The organism is Symmachiella macrocystis (assembly GCF_007860075.1).
Classification (GTDB): domain Bacteria; phylum Planctomycetota; class Planctomycetia; order Planctomycetales; family Planctomycetaceae; genus Symmachiella; species Symmachiella macrocystis.
Genome location: NZ_SJPP01000001.1, coordinates 2,132,697 through 2,157,399 on the forward strand (window position 1 = coordinate 2,132,697; position 24,703 = coordinate 2,157,399).

A 24,703-nucleotide genomic window follows, 5' to 3' on the forward strand; every position below is an offset into this window, starting at 1 on the left:
CCGATGGATTTTTCGATCCCGACAGATATTCAAGACATGCTCGCCAATGTGGGACAATTCCTCCGCGAGGAAGTGTATCCGTTGGAAGAACGCTTCGTCAGCGGCACGTTTGCCGATTTGGTCCCCACGCTCGAAGAGAAACGGACACGTGTCAAGGAGATGAAACTCTGGGCCCCTCAAGTGCCGGCCGAATATGGCGGCGTCGGCTTGGGGTTTATGCAACATGCGATGCTGAGCGAAGAACTAGGCCGCACTCCGATGGGACACTATGTCTTCAACTGCCAAGCTCCCGATGCGGGCAACATGGAAATTCTTGCTGAGTTTGGCACCGCTGCGCAAAAGGAACAATTCCTGTTGCCGTTGGCCGCCGGAAAGAGTCGCAGCTGCTTTGCCATGACCGAGCCGGAATGCGCCGGTTCGAATCCAGTCTGGATGAAAACCACAGCTGTCCGCGACGGCGACGAGTATGTCATTAACGGCCACAAATGGTTTTCTTCTGCGGCCGATGGCGCTGCGTTTGCCGTCGCCATGGTTGTGACCAACCCCGACGCTGAGCCGCATCAGCGGGCCAGTCAAATCATCGTCCCTACCGATGTTCCCGGTTATCGCTGGATTCGCAACATTCCGGTGATGGGACATGCGGGAGATGGATGGCCCAGCCACAGTGAATTGCGTTTCGATAACGTCCGCGTGCCGGTGTCCAATCTGCTGGGAGAAGAAGGGGCCGGTTTTTCCATCGCTCAAGCGCGATTGGGACCGGGCCGCATTCATCATTGCATGCGCTGGATCGGCATCTGCGAACGTAGCTTTGACCTGATGTGCCAGCGGGCTGCCACGCGGGAGTTGGCACCGGGAGATCCGCTCGGCAACCGGCAGACCGTTCAAAATTGGATCGCCGAAAGCCGCGCAGAAATCAACGCCGCCCGGCTGATGGTGCTGCATGCTGCTTGGAAGATTGACAACGAGGGGACCAAAGCAGCCCGTGAGGAAATCTCAGCGATCAAGTTTTACGTGGCCGGTGTTCTGATGGCGGTCGTCGACCGCGCGATCCAAGTTCACGGAGCTTTGGGCGTCAGCGACGATACGATCCTGCAATACTTCTATCGCCAAGAACGGGGCGCTCGCATTTATGATGGGCCAGACGAAGTGCACAAAACTGTTCTCGCCAAACGCGCGCTGCGGAGTTTCGGTATGAAAAAATAATGTCACCCAGCATCAAACATTCCCCTCAAGCCTACAGCCTAAAACCTATAGCCTAAACCCCCTATGTCCATTCACCTCGATCAACCGGCGGATGTTCGCGAGGGCGAACAATTGGATACCGACAAACTTGGCGAGTATCTGCGCACTCATCTTCCCGATGCGTCGGGACCGTTGGTCGTGGAACAGTTTCCGTCCGGATTTTCGAATCTGACCTATCTGTTGCGGTTGGGGGATCGGGAACTGGTGCTACGGCGACCGCCATTTGGGAACCGTGTCAAATCGGCGCACGATATGGGGCGTGAGTTTCGCGTCCTTTCTCAATTGTCCGGCGTCTATGACTTGGTGCCGCAGCCGTTGGTCTACTGCGATGATGACGACGTCCTCGGTGCTCCGTTCTATGTGATGCAGCGCTGCCAAGGGGTGATTTTGCGATCGCCGAAGCAGCAGAAATACGATTTAGATGCAGCGACGCTGCGCGGGCTGGGAGAGTCGTTCGTCGACAATTTGGCGGCGCTGCACGCCATTGATTTCGAAGCGGCCGGACTGGGCGACCTTGGCAAGCCGGAAGGATTCATTGAACGGCAAGTCGCAGGCTGGACCAAGCGCTACCAACAGGCCCGCACCGATGATTTTCCCGAGATGGAAAATATCGCGCGGTGGTTGGCCGATCATATTCCTCCCTCGAGCGGCGTGTCGTTGATTCACAATGACTTCAAGTTCGACAACTTGGTGTTGGATCCGCAGGACCTGACAAAAATCATTGCCGTACTCGACTGGGAAATGTGCACCTTGGGAGACCCGTTGTTGGACTTGGGGGTCTCATTGTCGTACTGGGTCCAGGAAGATGACGAGCCGGCGCTGAAAGCCTTCATTGCCGGGCCGACCAATTTGCCGGGGAATTTAACGCGGCTGGAGATTGTGCGTCGTTACCAAGAGGTTACCGGGCGCGATACTTCCGGAATTTTGTTTCATTATTGCTTCGGGCTGTTTAAGCTGGCAGTGATCGTGCAGCAGATTTATTACCGGTACGCCGAAGGGCATACGCGCGATCCTCGATTTGCCGGCTTGAATCGAGCAGTGGAGAGTTTAGGGGTCGCTGCCCTGCACGTGGCTGATCGCGGCGAGATGATTTGACCGCGGTGGCAAGGTTTTCGCGAGTGAGGGCGTGTCGGTGCGAATGGGGAGGAGTTTCCAAAAATTGTCGAATTCCTCACTTTTTTGTAGACAAACCGGCCCAGCAATGGCATCTATGGAAGTAGAACATGATGGACGCATCTACCTCACATTTCTCGGTTTGCGTCGCTGAGTTTGCTCGGCAGCTCGGCCAGGGAGAAATGTGCGCGCTGGCTAAACTCTATGATTACACGGCGTCACGGCTGTTGCGCTACGCGGAAACGTTGACGCGGAACAGAGAAGACGCCGAAGACGCGCTGCAAGCGGCCATGGTGCGAATGACGTTGCGGCCCAAGGCTTTGGCCGGAGCGGATCATCCTTGGCCCTACTTTTTGAAGGTTGTCCGCAATGAAGCGTTGAAGATTCTACGGAAGAAACGCGCAGCCTGTTCCTTGGCGACGGTGGCTCCGATCGGTGTGACCGAGAGTTGCCAACTCGACCAGCAAGAAGCCAATGCACAAATCCGAGCTGCGATTCGCGAACTACCTCCCGCACAAGGCGAGGTCGTTGTACTAAAAATCTGGGAAGGGATGACGTTTTTGGAAATTGCCGAAGTCCTCGGTGAATCTCCCAACACCGCCGCCAGCCGATATCGCTATGCGCTTGAAAAACTTACTCATCTTCTGCAGCCCATGGCAAATGAGGTCACCTATGCGTGACAAGCAATTCAGCAATATCGAGCAGATGATTTTCGCGGCCCGTGATTATCCCGAGCCTTCGTCGGCATTGCGTCGTCAAGCACTCGCCAAATCGGTCCGCGCCTATCATGAGCGCGCACAGCGTCGCCGCGTCTGGGTCGCAGCGGCCTTGTTGTTTGGCGTGATTTGGACAGCCGGATCAGCACAACGTCTCCTGGCCCAACCGGCACGCGCTTTTGTCGACCGGCAGCAGACGCAACTGGAGGACAACGCCGACTGGTTGTCGGAGTCGGCCGGCTCTCACGGGGACGAATGGGGAACAGTCGAGCGATCATTTCAGTCGCGCTTCAAACAGTCGCGGATTCTGAGAGCGGCACTCGGTACACCCACGGCGCCCGGATCGTAAGCGCAAACCCTCGGCTGTTGTGCCGGATTGTTGCCGCTGCAATCAAACCAGCCAAGCTAGTTCTGCGAGGTCATTCGGCGGATGTGGTTCCGGCCAACTCTCGGATGAGGCCGAATAGCTCTTCGCGTTGGATTGGCTTAGTTGTGTATTCATCGCAACCGGCGTCGAGGCATTTTTGCCGGTCGGTTTTCATGGCATGGGCGGTCAAAGCAATGATCGGTCGGCGGTATTCGGCTTCACGGAGTTTGGTTGCAGCCGTATAGCCATCCATGACCGGCATTTGCATATCCATCAAAATGACATCGAACGGCTCGCCGGCCGCAACCGCTTCTAAAGCTGCGTTGAGTGCCAACTCGCCGTTGTCGACGACTGTCACTTCCATGCCCGCTTTTTTGAGTAGAAAACTGATCAGCCGTTGATTGTCAGGACCATCCTCGGCCAACAAAACGCGGCATTGCAGCCCCTGCTGAGATAACGAACAACGCGCAGCGGGTCGTTTTTCCGAATCAACGTTCGCTGTCGTGGCATCGGTTAGGAGTCGCACATTGTTCAAGTCACCGGTGGCGACGGAAACTCGAAATGTACTCCCCTGCCCCTGTTCGCTCTCGACCATGATTTGGCCGCCCAGCATCTCCGAAAGCCGATGCGAGATGGCCAAGCCAAGCCCTGTTCCGCCGAAACGACGTGTGACGGACGAATCCGCTTGAGCAAATGGTTTGAATAGTCGATCCATCTGATCTGGCGTGATGCCAATACCGGTGTCGATGACTTCAAACATCAATTTCGGGGAAGACGTATTTTGGCCAGCCAGTTCCATGGCAATTTTGACGCCTCCAGTCTCAGTGAATTTGATTGCGTTGCCGACAAGATTCACCAAAATTTGCCGCAACCGTGTGGGGTCAGATTTAATGGATTCGGGAATCGGTCCACGGCATTCGATGTCAAGAGTTAATCGCTTGGGAACAGCGCGGACACTCATCAATGAGGTGACGTCTCGAACAATCTGAATGGGGTCGACCGACATTAATTCGACTTCAATCTTTCCCGATTCAATTTTTGACAAATCCAGGATGTCATTGATGATTTCGAGCAGATAGGTACCGTTACGCAGGATAGTGTTGATGGCTTCGATCTGGTCTGGGTGAGCGTTGCTTTCCCGCAGAACTTCGGCAAATCCTAAAATTGCGGTCATCGGAGTACGAATTTCGTGGCTCATGTTCGCCAGAAACTCGCTTTTGGCTTTATTGATCGCCTCCAACCGTTCGGTTTGCGAGCGGATAAGTTGTTCGGTTTCCTTTTGTTGGGTCACGTCACGCATGATGACGGTAAACAGGCAGCCGCTTTCGATCTTGACTGAACTGACTGCAAAGTGCATGGGAAACTCAGAGTCGTTTAGACGCTTAGCGGTGAACTCATGATCCACACATTTCACATGACTCGATTCCGTAGAACCGAACCCGCCTTCGGCTAAGATCCATTGCACCGATTCGCCCAGCAACACCGACACGTGCATGCCGACGACTTGATCTTGGGAATACCCGAACATGGAATCGGCAACACGGTTACACGATTGAATCACCCCATCGCGATCAAACGTAACAATGCCGTCAGGAGCTGTATCCAAAATCGAACGCGTTTCCGCTTCACTGACCATCAAGTCACGAGTCCGCGCATCGACCTCCATTCTCAATTGCGTGGCATATCGCTGATGCTCGCGCATTCGCGCGTCGCTTTCGTTGAGATTCATTTCAACGATGCGCAAGTGTTCTTCTTGAAACGCGCGATGCTGCTGTTCCATCTGCTTGGTCCGCGCCTCGGATTCCACAGCGGCTTCGGTTTGTTCGCTGACAGTCATGACCGCTGTCCCCGCAGCGCGAATCCACGGCAACTGCTGCCGTATTTGTTCGGCTTCGAATTCGACAGCAGGCGTATGACTGAACTCGGCTACCAGAAAACCGGTGGGCAACCCTTGATGCCCCAACGGCACCGCTAATTGAGCGCGGCCATCGTGATTGGTTGACCACTTGTGCCCATCACAGGACGAATCCATGGTCCCCAAACCGGCACTGGTGTCTTCTGCGGACTCCAAATCCATCGACGGCCAACTCGCACGGCAGCGACCATCGGTATCCCACACGGACAGTTGCCGGATATCGAACGGTTCTAACGCCGCCTGGATCAACTCCAAACAGGATTGCGACTCGCTTTTCGCCGTGTCACACCCAAAGATTTCATCGGTTAGTAAATCCACGTTAGACATCGTCAGCCCCGGTTAGAGTTCGTATAGGTCTCGTGATTTTTCAAGCTCTATGTCAAGATCTTGAAACAAGACCTTCAATTCATTTCGCCCAATAGAGAGTGCGGCGAACGTCTCACCCGCAGGGGCGGGGATGTTCATCAACCCCATGGCGGTGATGTTCTTTTTCGTACAGAAGAAATTCGCGACTTCGACAGCTTGTGCGATGGGACGAACTTCGGGATCGCAACGCGACGTATCATGGTGGTATTTGATCGTTTGCAGCACACTCGTGGGAAAACCCCATCTCTGGGACACTTCGGAACCAAGCTGTGTGTGGTCAAAACCCAAGATGCGGCGTTCGGTGACTAAGGTTGGTTCCTCGGTAGAGATGGCTTCAACTACCTCGAGAAACCCTTTGTGATTGTGCTGATCCATTAATACAATCCCGATGTCATGCAAAAGCCCGCACATGTACGCTTCGTCGAATTCTTGAATTCCACTCCGCGAGGCGATCATTCGTGATGCCACTGCGACACAGACAAGGTGTTTCCACAGTGCGGCGCGGCTGTAGGTGCCGATGTTGGTTTTGTCCTTAAAGATTTGCGCAATCGATGCCGTGACTGCCAAATCCTTGACGGCGTTGAATCCCAGCAGCGCGATGGCGCGATGGATGCTGTCGACGCGCGTGCTCAAACCATAGGCAGATGAATTGGCGGTTCGCAAAATCCGTGCGACCAATGCGGGATCGCTTTCAACAATCAACCGCAAATCGGCGACTGCCGAATCTGGGGAACTGACAACTTCAATCACGCGCATCGCGATATCGGGAAGACTTGAAATCTCGTCGATTCGCTTCACGAGTCGATCCAGCGCCGCCATTTGCTCGCTGAGTGTCATCGTACTACCGACCATGGTTTTCCCTCGCACCTAAAAAATCACTGCTTTTTAGTGGATTGGATCCTTTCCGACCCCATTAAAGTTACTGGCTAGAATTTGGCGCTTATTCTGCACAGACTGACGTTCGGCGCTTTTCCATGATGTGTCATCAATGACAACTTAGGATACGTTTCAAAGCACTGACGTTCAGGACAGAGGAATGTGTTGAGATATGGCATCATGTCGTAAACCGTAGGGAATATGACGGTTGAAACTCCGCCGACCCCCCGGTAGAACTACCTATTTGAGTAGATCCCTCAAAGATTTGGGTGAGTCATAACGGTAGTTGGAGTCTTGTCAGAGTGGTGGACGGAGCAGGAATACGTCCCCTCTTGGGAGTTGCGCATGCATTTATTCGAAGGAACCCAGTGGGACCGCCCGCCGCATTGCCCGCAGTGTGAGCAACTCGAGGCGGACTGTACCTGTCCGCCGCCTGAAGTGGAAATTGTGCCGCCGGGAAAACAGACCGCCAAACTAGCGGTCGAAAAGCGGCGCAAAGGCAAAGTCGTGACCGTGATCCGCAATCTCAATGATGAAGCGGACCATCTGCCGCAGTTGCTGAAGAAAGTCAAATCCGCTTGCGGCGCCGGCGGGACGCTCAAAGAGGGGGCCATTGAAATCCAAGGCCGTCAATTGGATCGGGTCCGCGACGTATTGACGACTTTGGGTTATCGCACGCAAGGCTGAGTACGGTACGGTTCCCGGCGACATTGCCGAGACGACGTCGCTGGCCGTCACGGCAGGTGCTTCGCCCCACCCCATTCTCAAGACACGCTCCTCGATTGGGTGCCCGGTCAGGCTGCAGAGGCGGCTTTGTTGTTGAGGCGGTAGACGTAAGCCAAAATTTCGGCGACCGCTTCGTAGAGATCGACCGGAACGGCTTGGCCCGGTTTGATGTTTTTGTAGAGCGCTTGCGCGAGCGGCTTTTTCTCAACAATGGGGACGCCATGTTGGGCGGCGAGTTGCCGGATGCGGGCGGCGAATTCTCCGGCTCCTTTGGCGACAACAATCGGCGCGTCCATGTTCTCTGCGTCGTACTTGATGGCAACGGCCAATTCGGTGGGATTGGTTACGACCACGTCGGCTTCCTGCACTTGGCGTAATTCCTGCGAAGTGGCTAATTTGCGATGAGCCTCTTTGCGCCGCTGCCGTATGTGCGGATCGCCATCCATGTTTTTCATTTCCTCACGGACCTCTTGTTTGGTCATCATGAGGTCTTTATTGAATTTCCACAGTTGGAATCCATAGTCGAGCATCGCCAAAATGATTAGCGCAGCGGCCAGTTGAAATGCTAAGGTCACCATCGACGCGCCGATGTCGGCGAAGAAAATACCGGTTTCAAAATTGATGGTCTCCAAAAAATGTCCCATCTGTTCGGTGACGAACCAGCCGGCAATGGTGGCGACGATGGCGATTTTCCCGATACTGACTGCCAACTTCACCAAACCGGTGATCGACAAAATTCGTTTGGCCCCCTCCAGTGGATTCAACCTGGAGAATTTGGGAATCAGCGGTTCGGTGGTGGCGAAGAAGCCAACTTGCACCAGGTTTAATACGAGCGCAGCGGCTGCCATGGCGACCATGAACGGCAGGATGCCTGTCGCCAACAGAGAAAAGACATCCCACAACAGTTTAGAGATCAACGGAGCATCGACAGTTTCCCAATCGCGGGGAGCAAGAAACATCCTCAGCACTTTCACAAGGGCTTCGACGAGACCCGGCCCCAGAAACTTCAAACTCGCGGCTGCCGCCAACAACAAACCGGCGGTATTCAGGTCCTGACTGCGCGCAACGTTTCCCTTTTCGCGGGTTTGACTCCGCTTGCGATCTGTTGGTTCTTCTGTCTTGTCACCAAGATCGTCCGCCATGAATCAGATTCCGCCGCAGCGCAACAAGGTGAAGAGGATTGTGTGGTACGGGTAACCGCCTGACGTGGTTTTCTAAAGCGGAGGGACACCGACGATGGCATATTCCAACTGTTCAATGCACGTTTCGACTGCCTCGACAATCACGCCACCAGCGCCAACGAGCGTCAAACTCACCACGACCAAGCTGATGGTCGCGCGAATGGGAAAGCCGACAACCAGCACGTTGATTTGCGGGACCGACAGCCCTAAAAATCCCATCGTGACGGCGATCAGCGACATCACGGCCAACACCGGAGCGGCGACTTGCAGAGCTAAGGCCAACGAACGTATGAAGAGGTTGTGCAGCAGATCAATTGCGCCGCTATCGACGAAACCTTCCCCAATCGGAAAGGCCTGATAGGTTTCGAGCAGTGCGGACACCATGCTGAGTTGGCCGTCAACAGCCAGAAAGATCGCCAATCCCAACCAGGATAACAAGCGCGCGGTCACAGTTTCCGAGGTATTGAACGCCGGGTTGAAGATTTCTCCTACCGCCGTCCCGCTTTGTTGATCAATCATGTGCCCCGCAAGTTGCAGTCCCGAAAGAATAATCGTGACGCCGATGCCTAACACCAGCCCGAGAGAGAATTCGCCCACTCCCGACCAGAGATAATCGACCAACGACTTCGGCGGTTCGATTGATGTGACGAGCTGTTGCGGTGAGACGGCGTCTTGCCTGCCAGGGGGCGCGGACTCCAATAGGCGGGCAATGCGGGGTTGCATCTTGACCGGCGCTTCGTCAATTGCCAGCAGCCCATCGCCGTTGACGTCATACTTGGCGACCGTCTGCCACGGAGCCTCGGCGAAGATCGCTGGCGTGACCAGCATCGACAGTGCGACCACCAACAGCACGCGGACATTCACCGGCAAGCCGGGATGGCCGAAGACCGGTCCAATGGTCATCAGCCCGGCCATACGCAACATGACAAATGTGAAGGCGTAGAAATATCCAATCGCCGTACCGGTCAGTGCATTGAGTGCATTGGACCCGGCGGTCTCATGGAGCAAATTGGAGAGAAGTTCGGTCACGTGCGAAGAGGGCGGCTGTGCGCCTCGCGGGAGAGCTCCTGGTGAATCCGGGAGAGGATTCCAAGGAGCTTAGGAAAGGATTCTGCGAGCCAATTCAGTCGGCATGGACTGAGCGAAGAACAGGACGGCGGCCGCCAAGGCGAGCACCGAAAAGACCATGGTGAAAAAGTTATTCATAACGGGCATCCTTGCCTGTCTGGAATCGGGAACCATAGCGGCACGTGCGTTAAAACATGCCAGGAATACTGTGAAATAAATCTTCCGAATATTCGACGATGAGGGTGATCGACCAAGGAAGTAACAACAATGTCGTAACGAGCATCAGAATGATCTTAGGGACGAAGCTCAAAGTCTGATCTTGGATTTGCGTCACGGCTTGACCAATACTAATCACCAAGCCAACCAATGTGGCTACGCCCATAATCGGTACGCTGAGCAAGAGCGTCAGCACGACGGCGCTGCGGGCCAATTCAACAGCTTGATCAGGATTCATGCCACTGTCTTTGGAGGAACGCCGATGGAAATGGTACGGGCTATTAAGCCACAGATTGAACACTTTGGAAACGTGGATCCAAGAGACGATCGCCGCTACCTGGAATCCATTGTCCTTACGGATGTCATACGAATGGGGGTGGTAAATGGGCTAGAGCAGATAATGACTCGGAGACGGTGACGCTTTCCAACAGCATGCCGACCGTGAGCGTCCAGCCGTCGATCAACACGAATAGCAACAATTTGAATGGCAGCGAAATCAGTACCGGCGGTAACATCATCATGCCCATGCTGATCAATACCGAGGCGATGACCATATCGATGATCACGAACGGCAAATAAATCACAAAGCCGATGATAAACGCCGTCTTCAGTTCGCTGAGCATGAAGGCCGGCAATAGCGCCCAGATGGAGACATCGTCGTAGGTTTCCGGCTCAACAAATCCAGGCCGTCCCCGTTGATAGTCGACAAACAGCATCAATGAGTTCTCATTGTTACCGATGTCGATTTGCCAGATCATGAAACTACGCAGCGGACGCGTGGTATTGATGAATGTCTGCGTGAGCCGATCGTTTCCGTCTTCGAGAACAATCTCTTCGTTGTTCGTATAGGGGCGGATGCCCGATTCGTAACTCTGCTGCCAGATCGGCCCCATCACGGCAAAGGTGAGAAACAACGCCAAGGAAACGATGACTTGATTGGGGGGGAGTTGTTGCGTGCCCAGTGCTTGCCGCAACAACCCTAACACCACGATGAAGCGGATGAAGCAAGTGGTCATGATGAAAATCGACGGGGCCAGCGTCATCACCGTCAGCGTGAGCATCAGGTTCATAGTCGAAGTCATGCCGTCGGGCGAGACGAGTGCCTCGGGGCTAAAATCACCAACGATCGGCAGGCCGTTTTGCTTTGCGGCAGGGAGGTTCGGGCCGGGATCAACCGGCAGTGGTGCTCCGGGAGCGCGAACGGCACCCTGGTTGGCACGCGCGCGGGGCCGTTTGCCTTCGCCGCCATTTTGCGCCCAAGAATCAGCCGGAGCGACGAGCACGCTCACCAAAACCAATCCGGCAAACAAGAGCGCCAAACGTCGCGCGCGGAGGATTGCTGATTTGAGATAGTCCTTCGTCGCAGCGGGGGATTTATTCATACGAACCCTCCGCTCCGGGCGGCGAGAATCGCGAGGAATCGCCAGACGGACCGAGGCGGCCTAATCGCTCCTTCAGTGAACGTTCGGGCGTCTCGGCTGATGTCTCGGTCATGGATTGATGTGGCGGACTTTGTGATGCATCCGTCGCCGGATCAGTCCGTCGCATCTTCGACGACAGCGCCCCCATGGGATTGGCAGGCGCTGCTGTTTCGTCGCTCATCTCGCGATAATTTTGAAAGAGACGCGAAAAGGCGGATGTGACGGAATGGGGGTGGTCTTGGCGGCACAACCCGGCGAGATAATCGACCTCGACCGGATCGGTGATTTCGCTCAACGTGGTCAGGCCGTTGGGAGTCGCGCCGAGGACTAATATCCGTGAGCCACAACGAATCAATTGAATCATCTGCCGTTGTCCGACAGCCCGCTGTCCGAGAATTTGCACAGCTTCAGAAGGAAGTGCAGTATTGGCTTGCGGCAAATATCGTTTGGCCCAGGCCGCGACGATGAGAATCAGGCAAAGCACGAATGCCAAACCCAATACCGATTGCACCAACGATCCGCTTTTTTTCTTGCGCTGTGTCTCTGATGGGGATGCCGAGGATTTCTTAGCTGAGCTCGCTTGCGGAAACTTTTTGTCAAGCGGATTTTGAAAGCCCTGTGCTTGTGCTTCACCGTTGACCGCGGGGGGATTCGAATGGCCGATCGTTGTTCCCGGAGGTGCGGCGAGAGATGCAGCGGGCAGCGCGCACCCTGCCCAGACACACAGCCCGACGAATGCAAATAATTGGTTTCGTGTCATAGTCTCGAGAACGAATGAGTCGCAGGAAACTTCAAGTCAGCTGCATTGCTGCGTACTGAAAAATCTTCACGTGGTGCAAGGACGTCCGATTAGAGATGTGGGGGCAGGATTTCCGTAATTCGTACGCAGAAGTTGTCGTTCAGAACCAAAACCTCGCCACGGGCAATCAGGCGTTCATTGACGATCACGTCCACAGGATCGCCGGCCAGTTTGTCGAGGGGAACCACCGATCCATCGCGGAGTTGGAGGACTTCTTCGATCAACAATTCCGTACGGCCCAGTTCGATGCGAATGTCCAATTCCACGTCGTGCAGCGTATTCAGCGCGACGTTTGCGGCACTGGAATCAGATTTCCCGAATTCTTCGAAGGTGTAAGGTTGTGGGTTTCCAAAGGGTCCCGGATTGCCTCGTGCACCGCCATCGGAGGAAATGGCGGCCGCCAATCCTGCTTCGGCTTGTCGCAGCAATTCGTCGGTTTCGGCGGAAAGGTTTGACGCCGGTGCCGAGGTCGCAGCGGTCGCGGGACTGGCAGCAGCACCAGAATCCTGCGCATTGAGTAGTTGTTCGATTTCACTGGGGTCAAGCAAATCACCGTCGTTATCCTGGGGCGGCGCGGCGGCTGCTGGCGGTTTCGGCTGCGATTCCAGCGGCGCTGTACCGCTTGTCGCTTCGGCCATGAGACGATCCAAATCGTCCTGCGACAATTGGTCACTCTCCTCATCCGGTGTACTCGGAGCGTTCGGGGGAGCATCTGCGTCCGGCGAAGTTGCCTGTGGCGGAGGAGGAGTCGGCGCGTCACCAGCACCTGCTTCGTTGAGCAGTGCTTCAATTTCCGCCGGATCGAGGAGATCGTCGTTTTCGTCGGACACGGTTGCTCTCGCTTGTAGAGACGTTTTAACGCCTGTCGTGGTTTCGTCACAACAATGGCATTAACGTTCCATCGTTTGCCAGTCGGGAATATGGATCTTCACGATATAATGTTTGCGAACGATGCGGTTGATACCTTCGCGAAATTCACGTTTGAGTGTGTCTAAAGCTGGGTCGTTGAGGTCGTCGCGACTGGCGCTGCGGGCCACGCGATTGACGATGTCACGGATCCGTGCCTCATACAAATCCTTGGCATCAAGAAAATTTTGTTCGTTGCTCTTTTGGACTTCGGCAACCAACGAAAAATTCACGTGTACGCTGATGTCGATCCCTGCGCGTGAGTTGGTGCAATTGAATTGGCCAATCTCGACTTCGGCGGTATCGTCCTCGATTTCGGATGCGGCTAGGGCGGACTCATCATCTTCAGCAAGATTTTCCGCGCTGCTTTCGGGCATGAACATATAGCCGACGCCCATCATGACGACCGTGAGCCCGATGACTAAACCAGCGGCCTTGATCTTTTTTTTACGTGCGGCGACTGCGGCGTGAGCGACTTCCAGATCGTCGGGAAGTTCCTCCGCTGTGTCATTACCGGGGTCGTCGGTGGTGGCCGTCGCCATTGAACCATCCTCCATGACGGTATTGGCTGATTCGTGCGGAATGTACGTTGACTTCGCGAATTGTCTCTATCGACGACAGGCCGACAACAGACAAACATCGAAACCCGCCGCGCCACGATTCGCGAACCATCGACAATCCAATCCGAGCTGCCAATACGCGTGTTGATCACGTCGCGCGAGGCTGCCGTCGATGTATCCGTCGGTCGATTTTGAGAAATCCTACCGCTAACGGTGTTTTGAAGACCGCTCTATATAGGAATCTATCAAATACACGTCAACCCGACGATTGAGCGCTTGGTGCTCAGAACCGCGACGTAGAGAGCGCGGTTCGTTGTCTCCGGCAGCACTGACCAGGATCCGCGAAGGGCGAATCTCTTTTGAGATAAGATACTTGGCAACGGCATCGGCGCGGGCGAATGACAAGTCGAAGGCATCTCGAAACTTGCTGTTCTTGGGCAATGCCGTGGGCGCAGCATGCCCCCGCACTTCAATCCGCCGCGACCGCTTTCGCAAAACGTCCGCAATCGAATCCAGACTCCGTTTCAGCTCGTTGGATAGCTCCGCCTCAAAAGGCTTAAACATGGCTGCACCGCCCAATGTGACGACGGTCCCTTCGCGAATTCGTTGCACCGGGTCGTATTTACCCGCAGCACCTCGATTTTTCAGCGCCGATTCGCGCGTGCCCCCCAACGAAAGATTCCCCACCGAACTCAGCTTACTGAGCACGCTGGTCGTTTGGAACGAATCGCCGGGTGATCCCATCATCGCTTGTTCATTGCCAAATGCCTCGCTGATGGCATCCAAAGCGGCCCGCATCTTCCCTTCCTCTTTCATCTCGCTCATCGAGACAAGCATGATGAAGAATGTCAGCAGCAGCGACATCATGTCACCGTAGGTCACAACCCATTCGGGAACGCCGGGAGCGGGATCGTCTTGAACAGGCATGAGTCGCGCCTCGGCCGAGATGATTTCCGGTAAAAGGAAAAGCGGGGCCAACTAATCGTTGCCCGCTCAGGAGAGCAAATCTTGGATATAGGCGGCCCGCTTCCAACGGCCCCCATTGGCTCGTTAAGCGGCGTCTGCCATTTCGTCCGAACCGCGTTGGTCGGCCGGCAGGCAGGTCTTCAGTTTTTGCTCCACCACGCGCGGGTTGTCCCCTTGTTGGATGGAGAGAATTCCTCGCACGATGATTTCTCGGATTTCCACTTCGCGTTTACTGTAATAGGCCAACTTGTCGGCCAATGGGAGGCAAACTAAGTTGGAGACGATGGCTCCATAGAGCGTCGTGATCAAGGCGACCGCCATACCGGGACCGATCGCGTCGGGGTCGTCCATGTTTCCCAACATGATGATCAAACCCATTAACGTCCCGATCATGCCGAATGCCGGTGCGTAACGGCCTAGCGTGTCCAACAACATCTTGCCGGTTTTGTGGCGTTCGGCGACTGAATCGACTTCGGTGCGGAGCAATTCCTCCATCAATTCCGAGTCAATGCCGTCGACCGCCATTTGGATGCCCAGCAAAATGAACGGGTCTTCGATCTCTTCCGTTTTTTGCTCCAACGCCAGAATCCCGTCTTTACGGGCGACTTCAGCCAGACCGACTAGCTCCGCAATCACCGGAGCGGCTTCTAAGGCATTGGGTTGCAGGGTCTTTTTGATGACCCGCGGAAACTTGAGCAGTGCCACCACGGGAAAGGCGATTGCCGTTGCCGCGATCGCGCCCCCCACGACGACGGCGGCGGAGGCGGTATCCCAAAACGCTGAGAACTTTGATCCAGGCGCAACGAACACCGCGATGACCAACAATGCGACTCCGCTCGCCAATCCGCCAATTGTTGCTTTGTCCATGAGCCTGTTTTCATCCCTGAACGCTGAGTCGACACATTTGGCTTGACGGCACTATGACCGGGTTGCCTGTCCGCTCAAAAATTACCAACAAGATCCGTCACCCGGTCTTCGAAACCATTTCTATCCGACAGTGTGTTAGACGATGCCGCCGCGAATCTGACGCGAGTACTGGATCGAGCGCTGTACAACCTCATCCATACTTTCACGTACGACAAAGCGATCGTCTGTGGTGAGCGTGATGTACGTATCAGGGCGACTTTCCACAAAGCGGATCAATTCCGCATTGAGCACGAACTGGTCGCCGTTGAGCCGCGTGAGTTGAATCATGGCCGCCTACCTTCAGAAAGTTTTGCCGCAATCACCGATTGAGTCGTTGATTATCGGCCCAACAGCAACAGCTCATCCACGAGCCGATTCGTGGAATCGATGACACGGGCATTGCCGCGATAGTTGGTTGAGGCCACGATTAAATCGACGAGACTTCGTCCGATGTCGGTATTGGACAATTCGATAGCACCGGCACGAATGGTTCCGGCACCGAATGTCCCGGGTGTGCTCACCAACGGTTCACCGGAACTGACCCCTTCCCGGAACGTATCGCCGCCATCTTGCAACAGGCCGCCCGGATTGGTGAAACGGGCCAATACGACTTGCCCTAAAGTTCGGATGACCCCGTTGTCAAAAACGCCGTTGATCACCCCTTGTTCATCAATCACAAAACTCGTCAATACACCGGGACTGGAACCGTCTTGCGATTTCAAGTTGAGGTTACTACCCGACGATGAAATTCCTGAGATCGCCGACATATCGACCTCAAAAACCATCGGACTGACGGCGGCACTCCCGTTCCGATCGACCGAGAACGAGTTGTTGGGTTGGTCGGCGACATTACCGACGCTATCGAATACCACCGTACTGCTTCCCAAGGCGATATCGACATCGCCGGGGACTCCCGAACTGTTGTTATCGCTTTCCAAAATATAGCGAAACGTCGTGCTACTGGTCGTTTCAGCTTCTTTGTAGGCGCTCATCCGCACGGTCAGTGCTTCGCCCAACGAGTCGAAAACGACGAACGTGGTGAATGTGCTTTCTCCGTCAGCAGCTTCGCCATTTCGAGGAATATCCAAGCCAACGACACCACCGTTCATGACCATCGAACCCACAGGAACGGAAATGTCGTTGACGGACCCACGATTTCCTTTGGCACGAATCATGCCACCACTGAGGTCGACACCCACGGCAATGCCATCGGCATCGGTGGGTACGCTGTTCGACTGCAAGCCCAGGGTTTCATCGAGAAAGTCCATATAGTCCTGGACGGTCGTCGTCGCGGTGACCGCCAAAGTCTTTGTATCAAGTGTTCGTCCCCCCTTGACTCCGGTCAGTTCCAAATCGGCAGGGATGCCAGTAAACAATGGCGTGGCGGGATCGGAAGCTAATCGGACGGCCGAAAGCAAAGTCGCCGTAGAGCTAAGTGCTGTGCCGGCGCCATCAATGACCAACGGTGCTGTTTCCAACAACGTCCCATGCGTACCAATTTCGCCCTGCGGGGAGAGAGCTCCACTCATCACCACATTTTCGGTGGCTTCAGCGATACTCAATTCACCGAGCGGAATTTGCACGCCCTTCAATTCAGTATTGATGATGTTGAAATCGTCATCCACACCATAAGCTTGCACCCGCAGACCTTGGCTATTGGTGAGTACGTTCTCGCTGTTGAGACGGAACGTACCATTCCGCGTATAGACGTTGCCTTCCTGGCTTTCGACGATGAAAAAACCATCGCCTTGAATCGCCAAGTCCGACGGTGTCGTTGTATTAGTGATACTGCCCTGGCTGAAGTCGGGTATAATCGCCGCGACCGTGGCCCCCAGGCCGATTTGTTTGGCGTTGGTCCCGCCGTTTGTCGCGGTGGGACGCGAACCAAAACTGAGCGTACGAGCCAACTGCGTCGAGAACTGAACCTGAGACGACTTAAACGCGTTGGTCCCCGCGTTGGCGATATTGTTACTTAAAACATCAATCGCAGTTTCGTTCAAAGACAAGCCGTTCAAAGACGTATTCAACGCGGACGTAAGACCCATAATGACCCCCCACGGTCTAGCATGACAATTCGGCTCGACCAATCCAATCATTCGGTCGAGACAGGTGACAGTCGTTTTCAGCGCGAAATGTGACTCCCCAGGGCGGAACAATTTCGCACAGTCGTTTTATCGACCGGATATTTTGCAGCCGGTACAATTGTCTGGGCAATGACGGTCCGGGGAACTTGGTAATCTGGGAAGTTCGCTTGATCCACTTCGTCACAGCGCAGCAAGAACCACCGCGCGCCAAAGGGGATTTCGGCCGACGGTGGAGTTCTATTCTATTCAGTCCGGAAACGTTATTGGGCGAACAGCGCGTTCACCTGTGTGACATTTCGGACCGGGATTTCTTGCTCGCCGATTCCGAGATAGGCAGATCCTTCCCGCATGACGACGCGGTCCACAACCCCATCCACGGCGACATTTTGGTCGTTGTCACCCGTGACATACGATCCCAAAAACGCAGCACCGTCGGTCAATTGCTGGTTGGAGACGATATCCTTGAGCGTGTCGCCCAATTCAATACTCGATGCCAAACTCTGCATGGACGAGAGCTGGTTGAGCAGCTCTTCGTTGCTCGTAGGCTCCGAGGGATCCTGATTCTGAAGTTGCGTTAATAACAACTTCATGAAATCGTCGGCATTCAATGCTGCAAAACCCGTTTTGCCGGACTCTACAGTCGTGGCCGTCGACGAAGCGCCGGTACTCGTGGTTGTATTGACATCCATGATCGGTTCCTTCCGAGAGCCGGCCTTCTATGTCGCCGGCTGACATTCAACAAACAAATTGATCAACAATTTGTGGAACAGCCAATGTGAAACGTTGTGTCGTCGGTTGCCAATTTTTGCGAGTTTGCGTGCCGGATTCCGACCGGCGTCTAGATGGTTATATCGAGTTCAAGCATGCCGCGATTTCGGGTGATTCCTGGGGCCGCTGGCGCTGCGGTTTCCAATGTCTCTTCGGCTTCGGCCAAACCGCGACCGTCGTCTCCATAAGTCGATTGGTCCCGCGGCGCGTTGCCCGGTTCGCCTTGTTCCGTAAATCCCTGTCCCAGAGCGCCACCTTGGTCATTCGGCGAGTTGTCGGCCAGCATCACTTCAATGCGTTCCACACTCGCTCCGTTTTGGACCAGTGCTTCTTTCAATTGCGGCAGGCTGTCGAGGAGAATTTTCTGGGCTGCCGACGATTGTGCGTCAATCCGCGCCGAGACCTTTCCCTGTTCGACAGCGACTTGAATACGCAACGCCCCCAATTCCGGTGGCGTGAGGCGCATGGTGACCTCTTGGCGGTTATCGGCTGAGGTGCGGACTGCGTTGGCGACGCGCATCGCAAAATCAGGACGCTGAACATCCACAGCTGTTTCCACTGTGGTGGTCGCGGTTGTCCCGACAGTTCGTGAGACATCCGACTGCTGCGAAATGGGTGCGGGCCCGCCCAAAACCGGCTCGGTCGATTCCTGACCGGTCGCCGAATCATCAGCCGGGACAAGAGGACTTTGTAGGCTTGCTGCTTCGCTCGTCTTCGTCAACGAATCGGCAAATGGCGCCGAGTTCGACGATTGCTGCTGTGATTGATCGTCGGACGAACCGCTTTGCGACTGCTGACCGTCCAGTGTGGTATCCAGCGGTTGTTGCGGTCCGGCTTTGTCAGAGGAAACCGTATCGGTGGTCTCAGAGTTTTTTGCGGAACTGCCTGCTGTTGTTGTTGGCGGTGGGGTAGGCTGCGGATCAGTCCCCTCGTCCGCAGTTGCCAATCCATTTGTATATTCAACGACCGATTGTTGCTGCGCGGTCTTCGATGTCTCGGTTGGCTGTTGTGGCGAATTTTTCGGCGCGACTGGTGGTTCATTGGTCTCCGGCACGACGTTTTCCGCATTCTGACCGGTCGAGACCTGAGGCTCCGTTGTTGGCGGCGATACGGGCGTTGGACGACCTTCTGTTGGCGTCGAGGAAACCGTATAGCTGGCAGGTGTTGTCGTAGCCACTCCGGAGGCTGCTGGATTCTCGATCGCCGGTTGAACCGCCTCAACCGGTTGCCCGTCCACCGCTGCCGCGTTTGCCGGCTGATCGACCGTTATCGTTTCATTCGCAGCGGATTCCAACCCAGGAACCCCATCGGCCTGTTGATTATTGATCAACTGCGAGTTGGCGGATCCGTTGCCTGTGGCGGCTAAGGCTGTCACAAGTCCTTGTGGGGGCGATTGAACCGTAATCGTGGTTGTTTCAAAAGAGGAAGCTGCCGATTCGGAATCCACAGCAGCGGTTGTGGTTTGCGTCGCCATCAGCGCTGCCACAAATTCCGCCGGCGGCGCCCCTTCAGCCGCTTGCGGCAGAGCAGTAGGCTTTTGACCGGTGTCCGTCTCAGCTTCGGTCGGATCGGCCGGTTCGGTTGAAATCTGTTCGTCGGCGCTGGCGTTTTGTGCCTCGGCGCGTTTTGTGTCCGCATTGATCTCCGCGCGTTGCCGCGCTGGATCGTTAGAACGGTCATCTGTCGACGGCTTCTGTGCTGCGGCTTCGCGCGTCGACGACGGCGCCTCATCACGGCGGTCGGTTCGCCGGGCTTGGCGGGTCTCGTCCATTGAACCGGAAAGCACATCGCGAAACCCACTCTGCGCGGAATCGCTGTGGTTTGCCGACGTATCAAGCGACGAAGGCTTTGCCGGTGCCGAGACCGGAAGTGCATCGATCGAAAAATTAAAATTATCCGAGGACATAACTCATGTTCCTGTGAGCGGGTCGGTTTCCGATCAACGATTACGAACGACGCGATCGGTATGCCCGCTCTATCGTCTGTAGAGGATTACGCCATGTGCGAAGTCTGTTGGTTAGCCGGCCGGGGTGGTTACCTGTGGTTGTCCGTCTTCGGAGTGTTTGTTGATCACTGAACTGGTTGGTTCGCCGCGATAAATCGATTCGTAGATAAGCCGTGCGCGTTGCGCTCGTTCCTGCGCCAGTCCTGTTTTAAATTCCTTGAGTATCTTCGCGATGTTTTCGTCAGGCATTCCTCGTAACAAGATGACGTCTTCCTCAACGGTCAATTCCATCAAACGATCGACGGCAACCTTGGGCGAAGAGGCCAAGAGGATGCCTCGCGCCAGTTCTGTCGCTTCGGCCGTGTTTCGTTCGTTGACTTGCTGCAATTCAGCGTTGAATAGTTCACGGTCTTTGATCAACGCTTTTTGCTCGGCAGTTACGTCATCCCGAAATTTCATTACGTCGTTTAACAGTTGCTTGGCAAGGTTTTCGCGTTTTTCGATGCCCAAAATCGCGGTGACCCGCTTATCGCTGATCTCATCCAGCGAGAGTTGCCGCGTCTCTTGTTCGTTTTCTTGGACGTCGACACCCAGCAAATCCGAACCGGTCAGAATGACTTCAATTTCTCGAAAGGTCCGCTGATTGAGTTGTCCCCGCGACCAGAGCACGCCCAATCCGACCGCTTCGGTGATGACGGTTGCAATGCAGAAACAGGCGAAGATTACGATGCCGGTTTTTAACATAGTGGCACCTCATCTCGATTCGTGGCGGACCAACTGTCCTCGAGTTCGCGTTGGGCGCGTCGTTCTTGGAGTTGCGAATACTCCGCCAGTTGCTTTTCCTTTAGATTCTCCAGAGCTTTGACATCCTGGTCAGCTTTGACCAATGTTTGACGGCAGATTTCGATCTGCGCAGCAACGAGGCTTTGTTGATGTTCGATGCCGGCGATTTCCGAGGTCAGTTGTCCGGCAAAATACCGCCGCGCCGCTGTGGCGTCGATGTTCATGTCGCGTGACGAATTCAGATCGCGCAGCTCCTGCAATTGCCCGAGACGTTGCTGCACAACGCGCTGCATTTCAGCTGCTAACTCCGCATCGTGGCTGAGGATTGACGCCAACGCTTGGCGGCATTGGTCCCGTCGGCCTAGACGCATGTTGAGCAACGTTTCAAGTTTGAACTGAAATTTCGGCACGGTCGTGACTTATCTCAAATTGTGTAGGGAGAACAATGCCCGGTTGTTAAATTTGCGATGTTGGTTAAATACTGAATTTCGTGTCGTCACGCCGAAGCCGCGTGTGTTTCGTCTCCGGCAGGACTGTTTTGCAGCAATGATTCACGGACTTGGGACAACTGCAACAACTGCTCGATCGTGCTGTCCAAGGCCGCAGATTCGGACATTCCTTGTTGCAAAAACTGTTGAATCGCCTCACGCATTCTCAAACTCACGTCGACCTGTTGGTTCGAGCCGGATTGATAAGCTCCAATCGAGATGAGGTCCTCAGATTCCCGGTAGGCGGCTAGCAGTTGTTTCAAGCCATCAGAGGCAGCGCGATGCTGGTCGGTCGTTACGTCGGGCATCGACCGGCTGATACTGGCCAAAACATCGATCGCCGGCCAATGCGCCTGATGCGCCAGCTTTCGAGATAGCATGATGTGTCCGTCAAGGATGCCGCGTACTGTATCTGAGATCGGCTCATTGGCATCGTCAGCTTCAACCAAGACAGTGTAAAAACCGGTAATGCTCCCCCGATCGTTACGTCCGCTACGCTCCAACAGTCGCGGCAACAGGGCAAAAACACTCGGCGGATAACCCCGCGTCGCTGGAGGTTCGCCAGCGGCTAGTCCAATTTCTCGTTGGGCTAGCGCGAAACGGGTCACGCTGTCCATCATCAACAGGACGTCTTTTCCTTGATCTCGAAAGTGTTCCGCTACCGCCGTTCCAACAAACGCCGCCCGCAAGCGTTGTAGCGCCGGCGCATCGCTGGTTGCGACGATCACCACACTACGGGCGAGTCCTTCGGGTCCCAGATCCTTTTCAATAAATTCCCGGACTTCTCGTCCCCGCTCACCCACCAAGACGACCACGTTCACGTCCGCTGTACTGTTGCGGGCCATTTGTCCCATCAACACACTTTTGCCTACGCCACTGCCGGCAAAGATCCCCAACCGTTGCCCTTTGCCGGCGGTTAATAATCCATCGATCACCCGCACACCGGTTCCCAAAGGCGTATCGATGCGCGGACGCTTTAAGGGAGAAGTCGCCTCAGCGTGGATCGGCGCACGATGCGGTAAGGCGGCCGGGACGCCGGAGTCAATGAACCGTCCCCGACCATCGAGCACGCGTCCAAGTAATTGGTCACCGACGCGAATGCCGGGAACGCTCTGTACCATGGTGACGCGATTGCCGCGGCGGATGCCGGTCAGTTCGTCGTACGGTAACAACAAGGTATGCTCGCCTTGAAAACCGATGACCTCGACCTCAACGCTGCGGCCACTTTCGGTGGCAATTTTACAGACCGATCCCAACGGAGCCGGAAAGTCGCTGACGGCAACCGTCAACCCGACGATCTTCGTCACACTGCCGGACAACCCGACCGGCAAGATGCGTTGAATTTGTTCTTCCAGTGCAAGCATGATGGTGACTTCTTCGGTGGGGAGTGGCTGGGGGCCGGAAAAATATTCCCCGCTGCTGCCGGGGAAGGCGCGTTCAATGCTGTTTGTTTAGACGCTGTCGTCTAACAATTCCTGAGCAATGCGGGCGAGTTTAGTTTCGAGGCGCGCGTCGACTTGGCCATGCTTGGTATCCACCACACAGCCTCCCGTGGTGACGTGTGGATCAGCGACAATTTCGGCCGTTCCTGCGGTGGAAACGGTCGCCACTAGTTCGTCGCACCAGTCGCCCAGGTGGTCCGCGTCATCGGGATTCAAGCGAAGTTTGATTTGTGGATTACCAGCCGCTAGTTCCAGCGCCTCGCGGATGGTCTCTTGCACGAGTTCTGGACGCTGCTGCAATTCCGCATGCAGTAGTTTTTCGGCGATTGCCACACTGAGTTGAATGGCCGTGTTCTGCCAAGTGGTCAACCAACGATTGCGTTCGGTGTTGAGCGCATCTACGGCGGCTTGTATTACGGGTAAGGCTGCATCTAATCGTTGGGTCGACAGTTCGTCCGCTTTATCGGCGATCGCCTTTTGCTGGTCTTTGAGCCCTTCTTCGTGCCCGGCGGACAGTCCCTGTGCGTGCCCTTGCTCCTGGGCTTCGGCACGCAATTGTTCGGCTTCACCGCGCGCGTCGAGCAAAATCTGCTTTGCCTGTGCGCTAATCTGTTCGATGTACTGATCGCAGCGTTGGCGCAAGTCTTCGTAATTGAACGCGACCTTTGAGCCGATGTTGCGCGCGTCGTGGGCTTTAAGTAGCCGAGAGGGTTGTGTGGCCGGCATAGGGTCGAGGTGTCTTTGCTAATATGTTTGAAGTGGAAAACAGAAAGTTTGCCACGTGCAGTCGGTGATTGGAGAGGCCTTACGTAATGAGTTGTTCCGCTTCGTTTCCGGAGGCGACGGTAATTTCGCCGCTGTCTTCCAAACGGCGCACTGTGTCGACAATTTGTTGTTGCATGGCTTCGACGTCGCTGAGTTTGACGGGACCTAAATAGTCCATTTCTTCTTGCAGCATGGCAGCAGCCCGTTGCGACAGGTTGCCCATGATTTTTCCTTTGAGGTCCTCCGAAGCGCCTTTGAGTGCCAATGCCCATTGGCTGTTGTCCACTTCCTTGAGCAGCGATTGCACGGATTTGTCGTCGAGTTTGAGAATGTCATCAAACACGAACATCAGTCGTTTGATCTCGTCGACCAAATCGGGATTGTCCTGTTCGAGATTTTCGAGGATGCCTTTGTTGGTCATGCGATCCGTAACGTTAAGAATTTGTGCAACCGATCCGACTCCGCCCGCTTTTTCCATCGATTGGCTAAACATCGTTCGCATCCGGGCGTGCAAGCTGCTTTCCACGTCACGAATCACTTCTGGGCTGGTTTGTTCCATCGTGGCAACGCGGCGAACAACATCCAACTGCTTATCCGAGGGCAGTCGCCCCAGCACTTCGGCAGCCAAGCCCGATGGCAAGTGCGACATGATGAGGGCAATCGTCTGGGGATGTTCTTCGATAATGAAGGTGATCACATTCTCCGCCGAGACCTTATGCATAAAGCCAAACGGCACCGAACTCATGGATTGCCGCAAGGAATCAATGATTTCAGACGCCTCGTCTTTTCCCATCGACTGTTCGAGTAAAGCATAAGCGTGTTCAATGCCGCCGGATTCAATATGCCGCCGCGCTCGTCCTTGCAGATAGAACTCCTCCAGGACGGCTTCTTGTTCCTCTTGGGTGACGTCGTCCAGTCGCGCGATTTCCAACGCAACCTGTTCGATTCCGTCCTTGGTGAGTTGGCTCATAATCTCAGCCGACATCGCCCGATCCAGGCTCAGTAGGAGCACGGCCGCCTTGCGGATTTTTTTATTGTGTGATTCGCTAGTGGGATGCATATTGGTGAAACGCCGAATTGGAAA

At 55.0% G+C, this 24,703-nt stretch carries 25 protein-coding genes; 5 read left to right on the forward strand and 20 right to left on the reverse strand.

The window, feature by feature from the left end:
• Positions 1–3 precede the first annotated feature (3 nt).
• The 4 genes from CA54_RS08315 (at position 4) to CA54_RS08330 (ending at position 3,420) form a co-directional block, all read left to right on the forward strand.
• Positions 4–1,203: an acyl-CoA dehydrogenase family protein gene (locus CA54_RS08315; RefSeq protein WP_146370337.1), complete on the forward strand. Its 1,200-nt coding sequence runs from the start codon at positions 4–6 to the stop codon at positions 1,201–1,203.
• Positions 1,204–1,266: 63 nt separating this feature from the next.
• Complete coding sequence (locus CA54_RS08320) at positions 1,267–2,337, forward strand: phosphotransferase family protein (protein WP_146370338.1); 1,071 nt, start codon at positions 1,267–1,269, stop codon at positions 2,335–2,337.
• Between the two features lie 128 nt (positions 2,338–2,465).
• Positions 2,466–3,035 carry an RNA polymerase sigma factor gene (locus tag CA54_RS08325; RefSeq protein ID WP_197532293.1) on the forward strand — a complete coding sequence of 190 codons (570 nt, stop codon included), beginning with the start codon at positions 2,466–2,468 and terminating at the stop codon, positions 3,033–3,035.
• Positions 3,028–3,420, forward strand: coding sequence for a hypothetical protein (locus CA54_RS08330; RefSeq protein ID WP_146370339.1), 393 nt, complete (start codon positions 3,028–3,030; stop codon positions 3,418–3,420). The genes CA54_RS08325 and CA54_RS08330 overlap by 8 nt, the downstream gene beginning before the upstream one ends.
• A 70-nt stretch (positions 3,421–3,490) precedes the next feature.
• On the opposite strand, the gene CA54_RS08335 is transcribed toward CA54_RS08330, so the two are convergent.
• Both CA54_RS08335 and CA54_RS08340 read right to left on the reverse strand, forming a co-directional pair.
• Positions 3,491–5,680 carry a hybrid sensor histidine kinase/response regulator gene (locus CA54_RS08335; protein WP_146370340.1) on the reverse strand — a complete coding sequence of 730 codons (2,190 nt, stop codon included), beginning with the start codon at positions 5,678–5,680 and terminating at the stop codon, positions 3,491–3,493.
• A gap of 12 nt (positions 5,681–5,692) precedes the next feature.
• The gene (locus CA54_RS08340; RefSeq protein ID WP_146370341.1) at positions 5,693–6,571 is read right to left on the reverse strand and encodes an HDOD domain-containing protein; all 879 of its coding nucleotides are present in this window, start codon (positions 6,569–6,571) and stop codon (positions 5,693–5,695) included.
• Positions 6,572–6,940: 369 nt separating this feature from the next.
• Here CA54_RS08340 and CA54_RS08345 point away from each other — a divergent pair, with 369 nt between their 5' ends.
• A complete protein-coding gene (locus CA54_RS08345; RefSeq protein ID WP_146370342.1) occupies positions 6,941–7,282 on the forward strand; it encodes a translation initiation factor in 342 nt (113 codons plus the stop codon).
• 107 nt (positions 7,283–7,389) lie between these two features.
• On the opposite strand, the gene flhB is transcribed toward CA54_RS08345, so the two are convergent.
• From flhB to fliG, 18 genes are all read right to left on the reverse strand, one after another.
• Entirely contained in the window at positions 7,390–8,463 is a 1,074-nt protein-coding gene (gene flhB / locus CA54_RS08350; protein WP_146370343.1) for a flagellar biosynthesis protein FlhB, read from the reverse strand.
• Positions 8,464–8,535: 72 nt separating this feature from the next.
• Positions 8,536–9,531 (reverse strand): flagellar biosynthetic protein FliR, encoded by a 996-nt coding sequence (locus CA54_RS08355; RefSeq protein WP_146370344.1) that lies wholly within the window; start codon positions 9,529–9,531, stop codon positions 8,536–8,538.
• Positions 9,532–9,757: 226 nt separating this feature from the next.
• Complete coding sequence (gene fliQ, locus CA54_RS08360) at positions 9,758–10,024, reverse strand: flagellar biosynthesis protein FliQ (protein WP_146370345.1); 267 nt, start codon at positions 10,022–10,024, stop codon at positions 9,758–9,760.
• 124 nt (positions 10,025–10,148) lie between these two features.
• A complete protein-coding gene (gene fliP, locus CA54_RS08365; protein ID WP_146370346.1) occupies positions 10,149–11,168 on the reverse strand; it encodes a flagellar type III secretion system pore protein FliP in 1,020 nt (339 codons plus the stop codon).
• The gene (locus tag CA54_RS08370) at positions 11,161–11,967 is read right to left on the reverse strand and encodes a FliO/MopB family protein (protein WP_146370347.1); all 807 of its coding nucleotides are present in this window, start codon (positions 11,965–11,967) and stop codon (positions 11,161–11,163) included. Before CA54_RS08370 ends, fliP begins: the two co-directional genes overlap by 8 nt.
• 89 nt (positions 11,968–12,056) lie before the next feature.
• Complete coding sequence (gene fliN, locus CA54_RS08375; RefSeq protein WP_197532294.1) at positions 12,057–12,836, reverse strand: flagellar motor switch protein FliN; 780 nt, start codon at positions 12,834–12,836, stop codon at positions 12,057–12,059.
• A gap of 60 nt (positions 12,837–12,896) precedes the next feature.
• Positions 12,897–13,454 (reverse strand): flagellar basal body-associated FliL family protein, encoded by a 558-nt coding sequence (locus tag CA54_RS08380; protein WP_197532295.1) that lies wholly within the window; start codon positions 13,452–13,454, stop codon positions 12,897–12,899.
• Between the two features lie 225 nt (positions 13,455–13,679).
• Positions 13,680–14,399, reverse strand: coding sequence for an OmpA/MotB family protein (locus CA54_RS08385; protein ID WP_146370349.1), 720 nt, complete (start codon positions 14,397–14,399; stop codon positions 13,680–13,682).
• A gap of 123 nt (positions 14,400–14,522) precedes the next feature.
• Positions 14,523–15,305 carry a motility protein A gene (locus CA54_RS08390; RefSeq protein WP_146370350.1) on the reverse strand — a complete coding sequence of 261 codons (783 nt, stop codon included), beginning with the start codon at positions 15,303–15,305 and terminating at the stop codon, positions 14,523–14,525.
• Positions 15,306–15,440: 135 nt separating this feature from the next.
• Complete coding sequence (locus tag CA54_RS08395) at positions 15,441–15,632, reverse strand: flagellar FlbD family protein (protein WP_145373664.1); 192 nt, start codon at positions 15,630–15,632, stop codon at positions 15,441–15,443.
• 50 nt (positions 15,633–15,682) lie between these two features.
• A complete protein-coding gene (locus tag CA54_RS08400) occupies positions 15,683–17,440 on the reverse strand; it encodes a flagellar hook protein FlgE (protein WP_315851698.1) in 1,758 nt (585 codons plus the stop codon).
• A gap of 248 nt (positions 17,441–17,688) precedes the next feature.
• A complete protein-coding gene (locus CA54_RS08405) occupies positions 17,689–18,117 on the reverse strand; it encodes a flagellar hook assembly protein FlgD (RefSeq protein ID WP_146370352.1) in 429 nt (142 codons plus the stop codon).
• Between the two features lie 149 nt (positions 18,118–18,266).
• Complete coding sequence (locus tag CA54_RS08410; protein ID WP_146370353.1) at positions 18,267–20,102, reverse strand: flagellar hook-length control protein FliK; 1,836 nt, start codon at positions 20,100–20,102, stop codon at positions 18,267–18,269.
• A 111-nt stretch (positions 20,103–20,213) separates the two neighbouring features.
• The gene (locus tag CA54_RS08415; RefSeq protein ID WP_146370354.1) at positions 20,214–20,885 is read right to left on the reverse strand and encodes a hypothetical protein; all 672 of its coding nucleotides are present in this window, start codon (positions 20,883–20,885) and stop codon (positions 20,214–20,216) included.
• Positions 20,879–21,334, reverse strand: coding sequence for a flagellar export protein FliJ (gene fliJ / locus CA54_RS08420; RefSeq protein ID WP_146370355.1), 456 nt, complete (start codon positions 21,332–21,334; stop codon positions 20,879–20,881). Before fliJ ends, CA54_RS08415 begins: the two co-directional genes overlap by 7 nt.
• A gap of 86 nt (positions 21,335–21,420) precedes the next feature.
• Positions 21,421–22,776 (reverse strand): FliI/YscN family ATPase, encoded by a 1,356-nt coding sequence (locus CA54_RS08425; protein ID WP_146370356.1) that lies wholly within the window; start codon positions 22,774–22,776, stop codon positions 21,421–21,423.
• 87 nt (positions 22,777–22,863) lie between these two features.
• Complete coding sequence (locus CA54_RS08430; protein ID WP_146370357.1) at positions 22,864–23,580, reverse strand: FliH/SctL family protein; 717 nt, start codon at positions 23,578–23,580, stop codon at positions 22,864–22,866.
• 79 nt (positions 23,581–23,659) lie between these two features.
• A complete protein-coding gene (gene fliG, locus CA54_RS08435; RefSeq protein WP_146370358.1) occupies positions 23,660–24,679 on the reverse strand; it encodes a flagellar motor switch protein FliG in 1,020 nt (339 codons plus the stop codon).
• Between the last annotated feature and the right edge of the window lie 24 nt (positions 24,680–24,703).

Coding starts and splice junctions, on each gene's coding strand:
- CA54_RS08370 (WP_146370347.1), bottom strand. CDS start 11,967: ATGACACGAAACCAATTATTTGCATTCGTCGGGCTGTGTGTCTGGGCA.
- CA54_RS08425 (WP_146370356.1), bottom strand. CDS start 22,776: ATGCTTGCACTGGAAGAACAAATTCAACGCATCTTGCCGGTCGGGTTG.
- CA54_RS08325 (WP_197532293.1), top strand. CDS start 2,466: ATGATGGACGCATCTACCTCACATTTCTCGGTTTGCGTCGCTGAGTTT.
- CA54_RS08335 (WP_146370340.1), bottom strand. CDS start 5,680: ATGTCTAACGTGGATTTACTAACCGATGAAATCTTTGGGTGTGACACG.
- fliG (WP_146370358.1), bottom strand. CDS start 24,679: ATGCATCCCACTAGCGAATCACACAATAAAAAAATCCGCAAGGCGGCC.
- fliP (WP_146370346.1), bottom strand. CDS start 11,168: ATGAATAAATCCCCCGCTGCGACGAAGGACTATCTCAAATCAGCAATC.
- fliQ (WP_146370345.1), bottom strand. CDS start 10,024: ATGAATCCTGATCAAGCTGTTGAATTGGCCCGCAGCGCCGTCGTGCTG.
- CA54_RS08340 (WP_146370341.1), bottom strand. CDS start 6,571: ATGGTCGGTAGTACGATGACACTCAGCGAGCAAATGGCGGCGCTGGAT.
- CA54_RS08385 (WP_146370349.1), bottom strand. CDS start 14,399: ATGCCTGTTCAAGACGATCCCGCTCCCGGCGTTCCCGAATGGGTTGTG.
- CA54_RS08315 (WP_146370337.1), top strand. CDS start 4: ATGGATTTTTCGATCCCGACAGATATTCAAGACATGCTCGCCAATGTG.
- CA54_RS08345 (WP_146370342.1), top strand. CDS start 6,941: ATGCATTTATTCGAAGGAACCCAGTGGGACCGCCCGCCGCATTGCCCG.
- CA54_RS08405 (WP_146370352.1), bottom strand. CDS start 18,117: ATGGATGTCAATACAACCACGAGTACCGGCGCTTCGTCGACGGCCACG.
- flhB (WP_146370343.1), bottom strand. CDS start 8,463: ATGGCGGACGATCTTGGTGACAAGACAGAAGAACCAACAGATCGCAAG.
- CA54_RS08320 (WP_146370338.1), top strand. CDS start 1,267: ATGTCCATTCACCTCGATCAACCGGCGGATGTTCGCGAGGGCGAACAA.
- CA54_RS08330 (WP_146370339.1), top strand. CDS start 3,028: ATGCGTGACAAGCAATTCAGCAATATCGAGCAGATGATTTTCGCGGCC.
- CA54_RS08410 (WP_146370353.1), bottom strand. CDS start 20,102: ATGTCCTCGGATAATTTTAATTTTTCGATCGATGCACTTCCGGTCTCG.
- CA54_RS08380 (WP_197532295.1), bottom strand. CDS start 13,454: ATGGCGACGGCCACCACCGACGACCCCGGTAATGACACAGCGGAGGAA.
- CA54_RS08395 (WP_145373664.1), bottom strand. CDS start 15,632: ATGATTCAACTCACGCGGCTCAACGGCGACCAGTTCGTGCTCAATGCG.
- CA54_RS08415 (WP_146370354.1), bottom strand. CDS start 20,885: ATGTTAAAAACCGGCATCGTAATCTTCGCCTGTTTCTGCATTGCAACC.
- CA54_RS08390 (WP_146370350.1), bottom strand. CDS start 15,305: ATGGACAAAGCAACAATTGGCGGATTGGCGAGCGGAGTCGCATTGTTG.
- CA54_RS08430 (WP_146370357.1), bottom strand. CDS start 23,580: ATGCCGGCCACACAACCCTCTCGGCTACTTAAAGCCCACGACGCGCGC.
- CA54_RS08400 (WP_315851698.1), bottom strand. CDS start 17,440: ATGATTGGATTGGTCGAGCCGAATTGTCATGCTAGACCGTGGGGGGTC.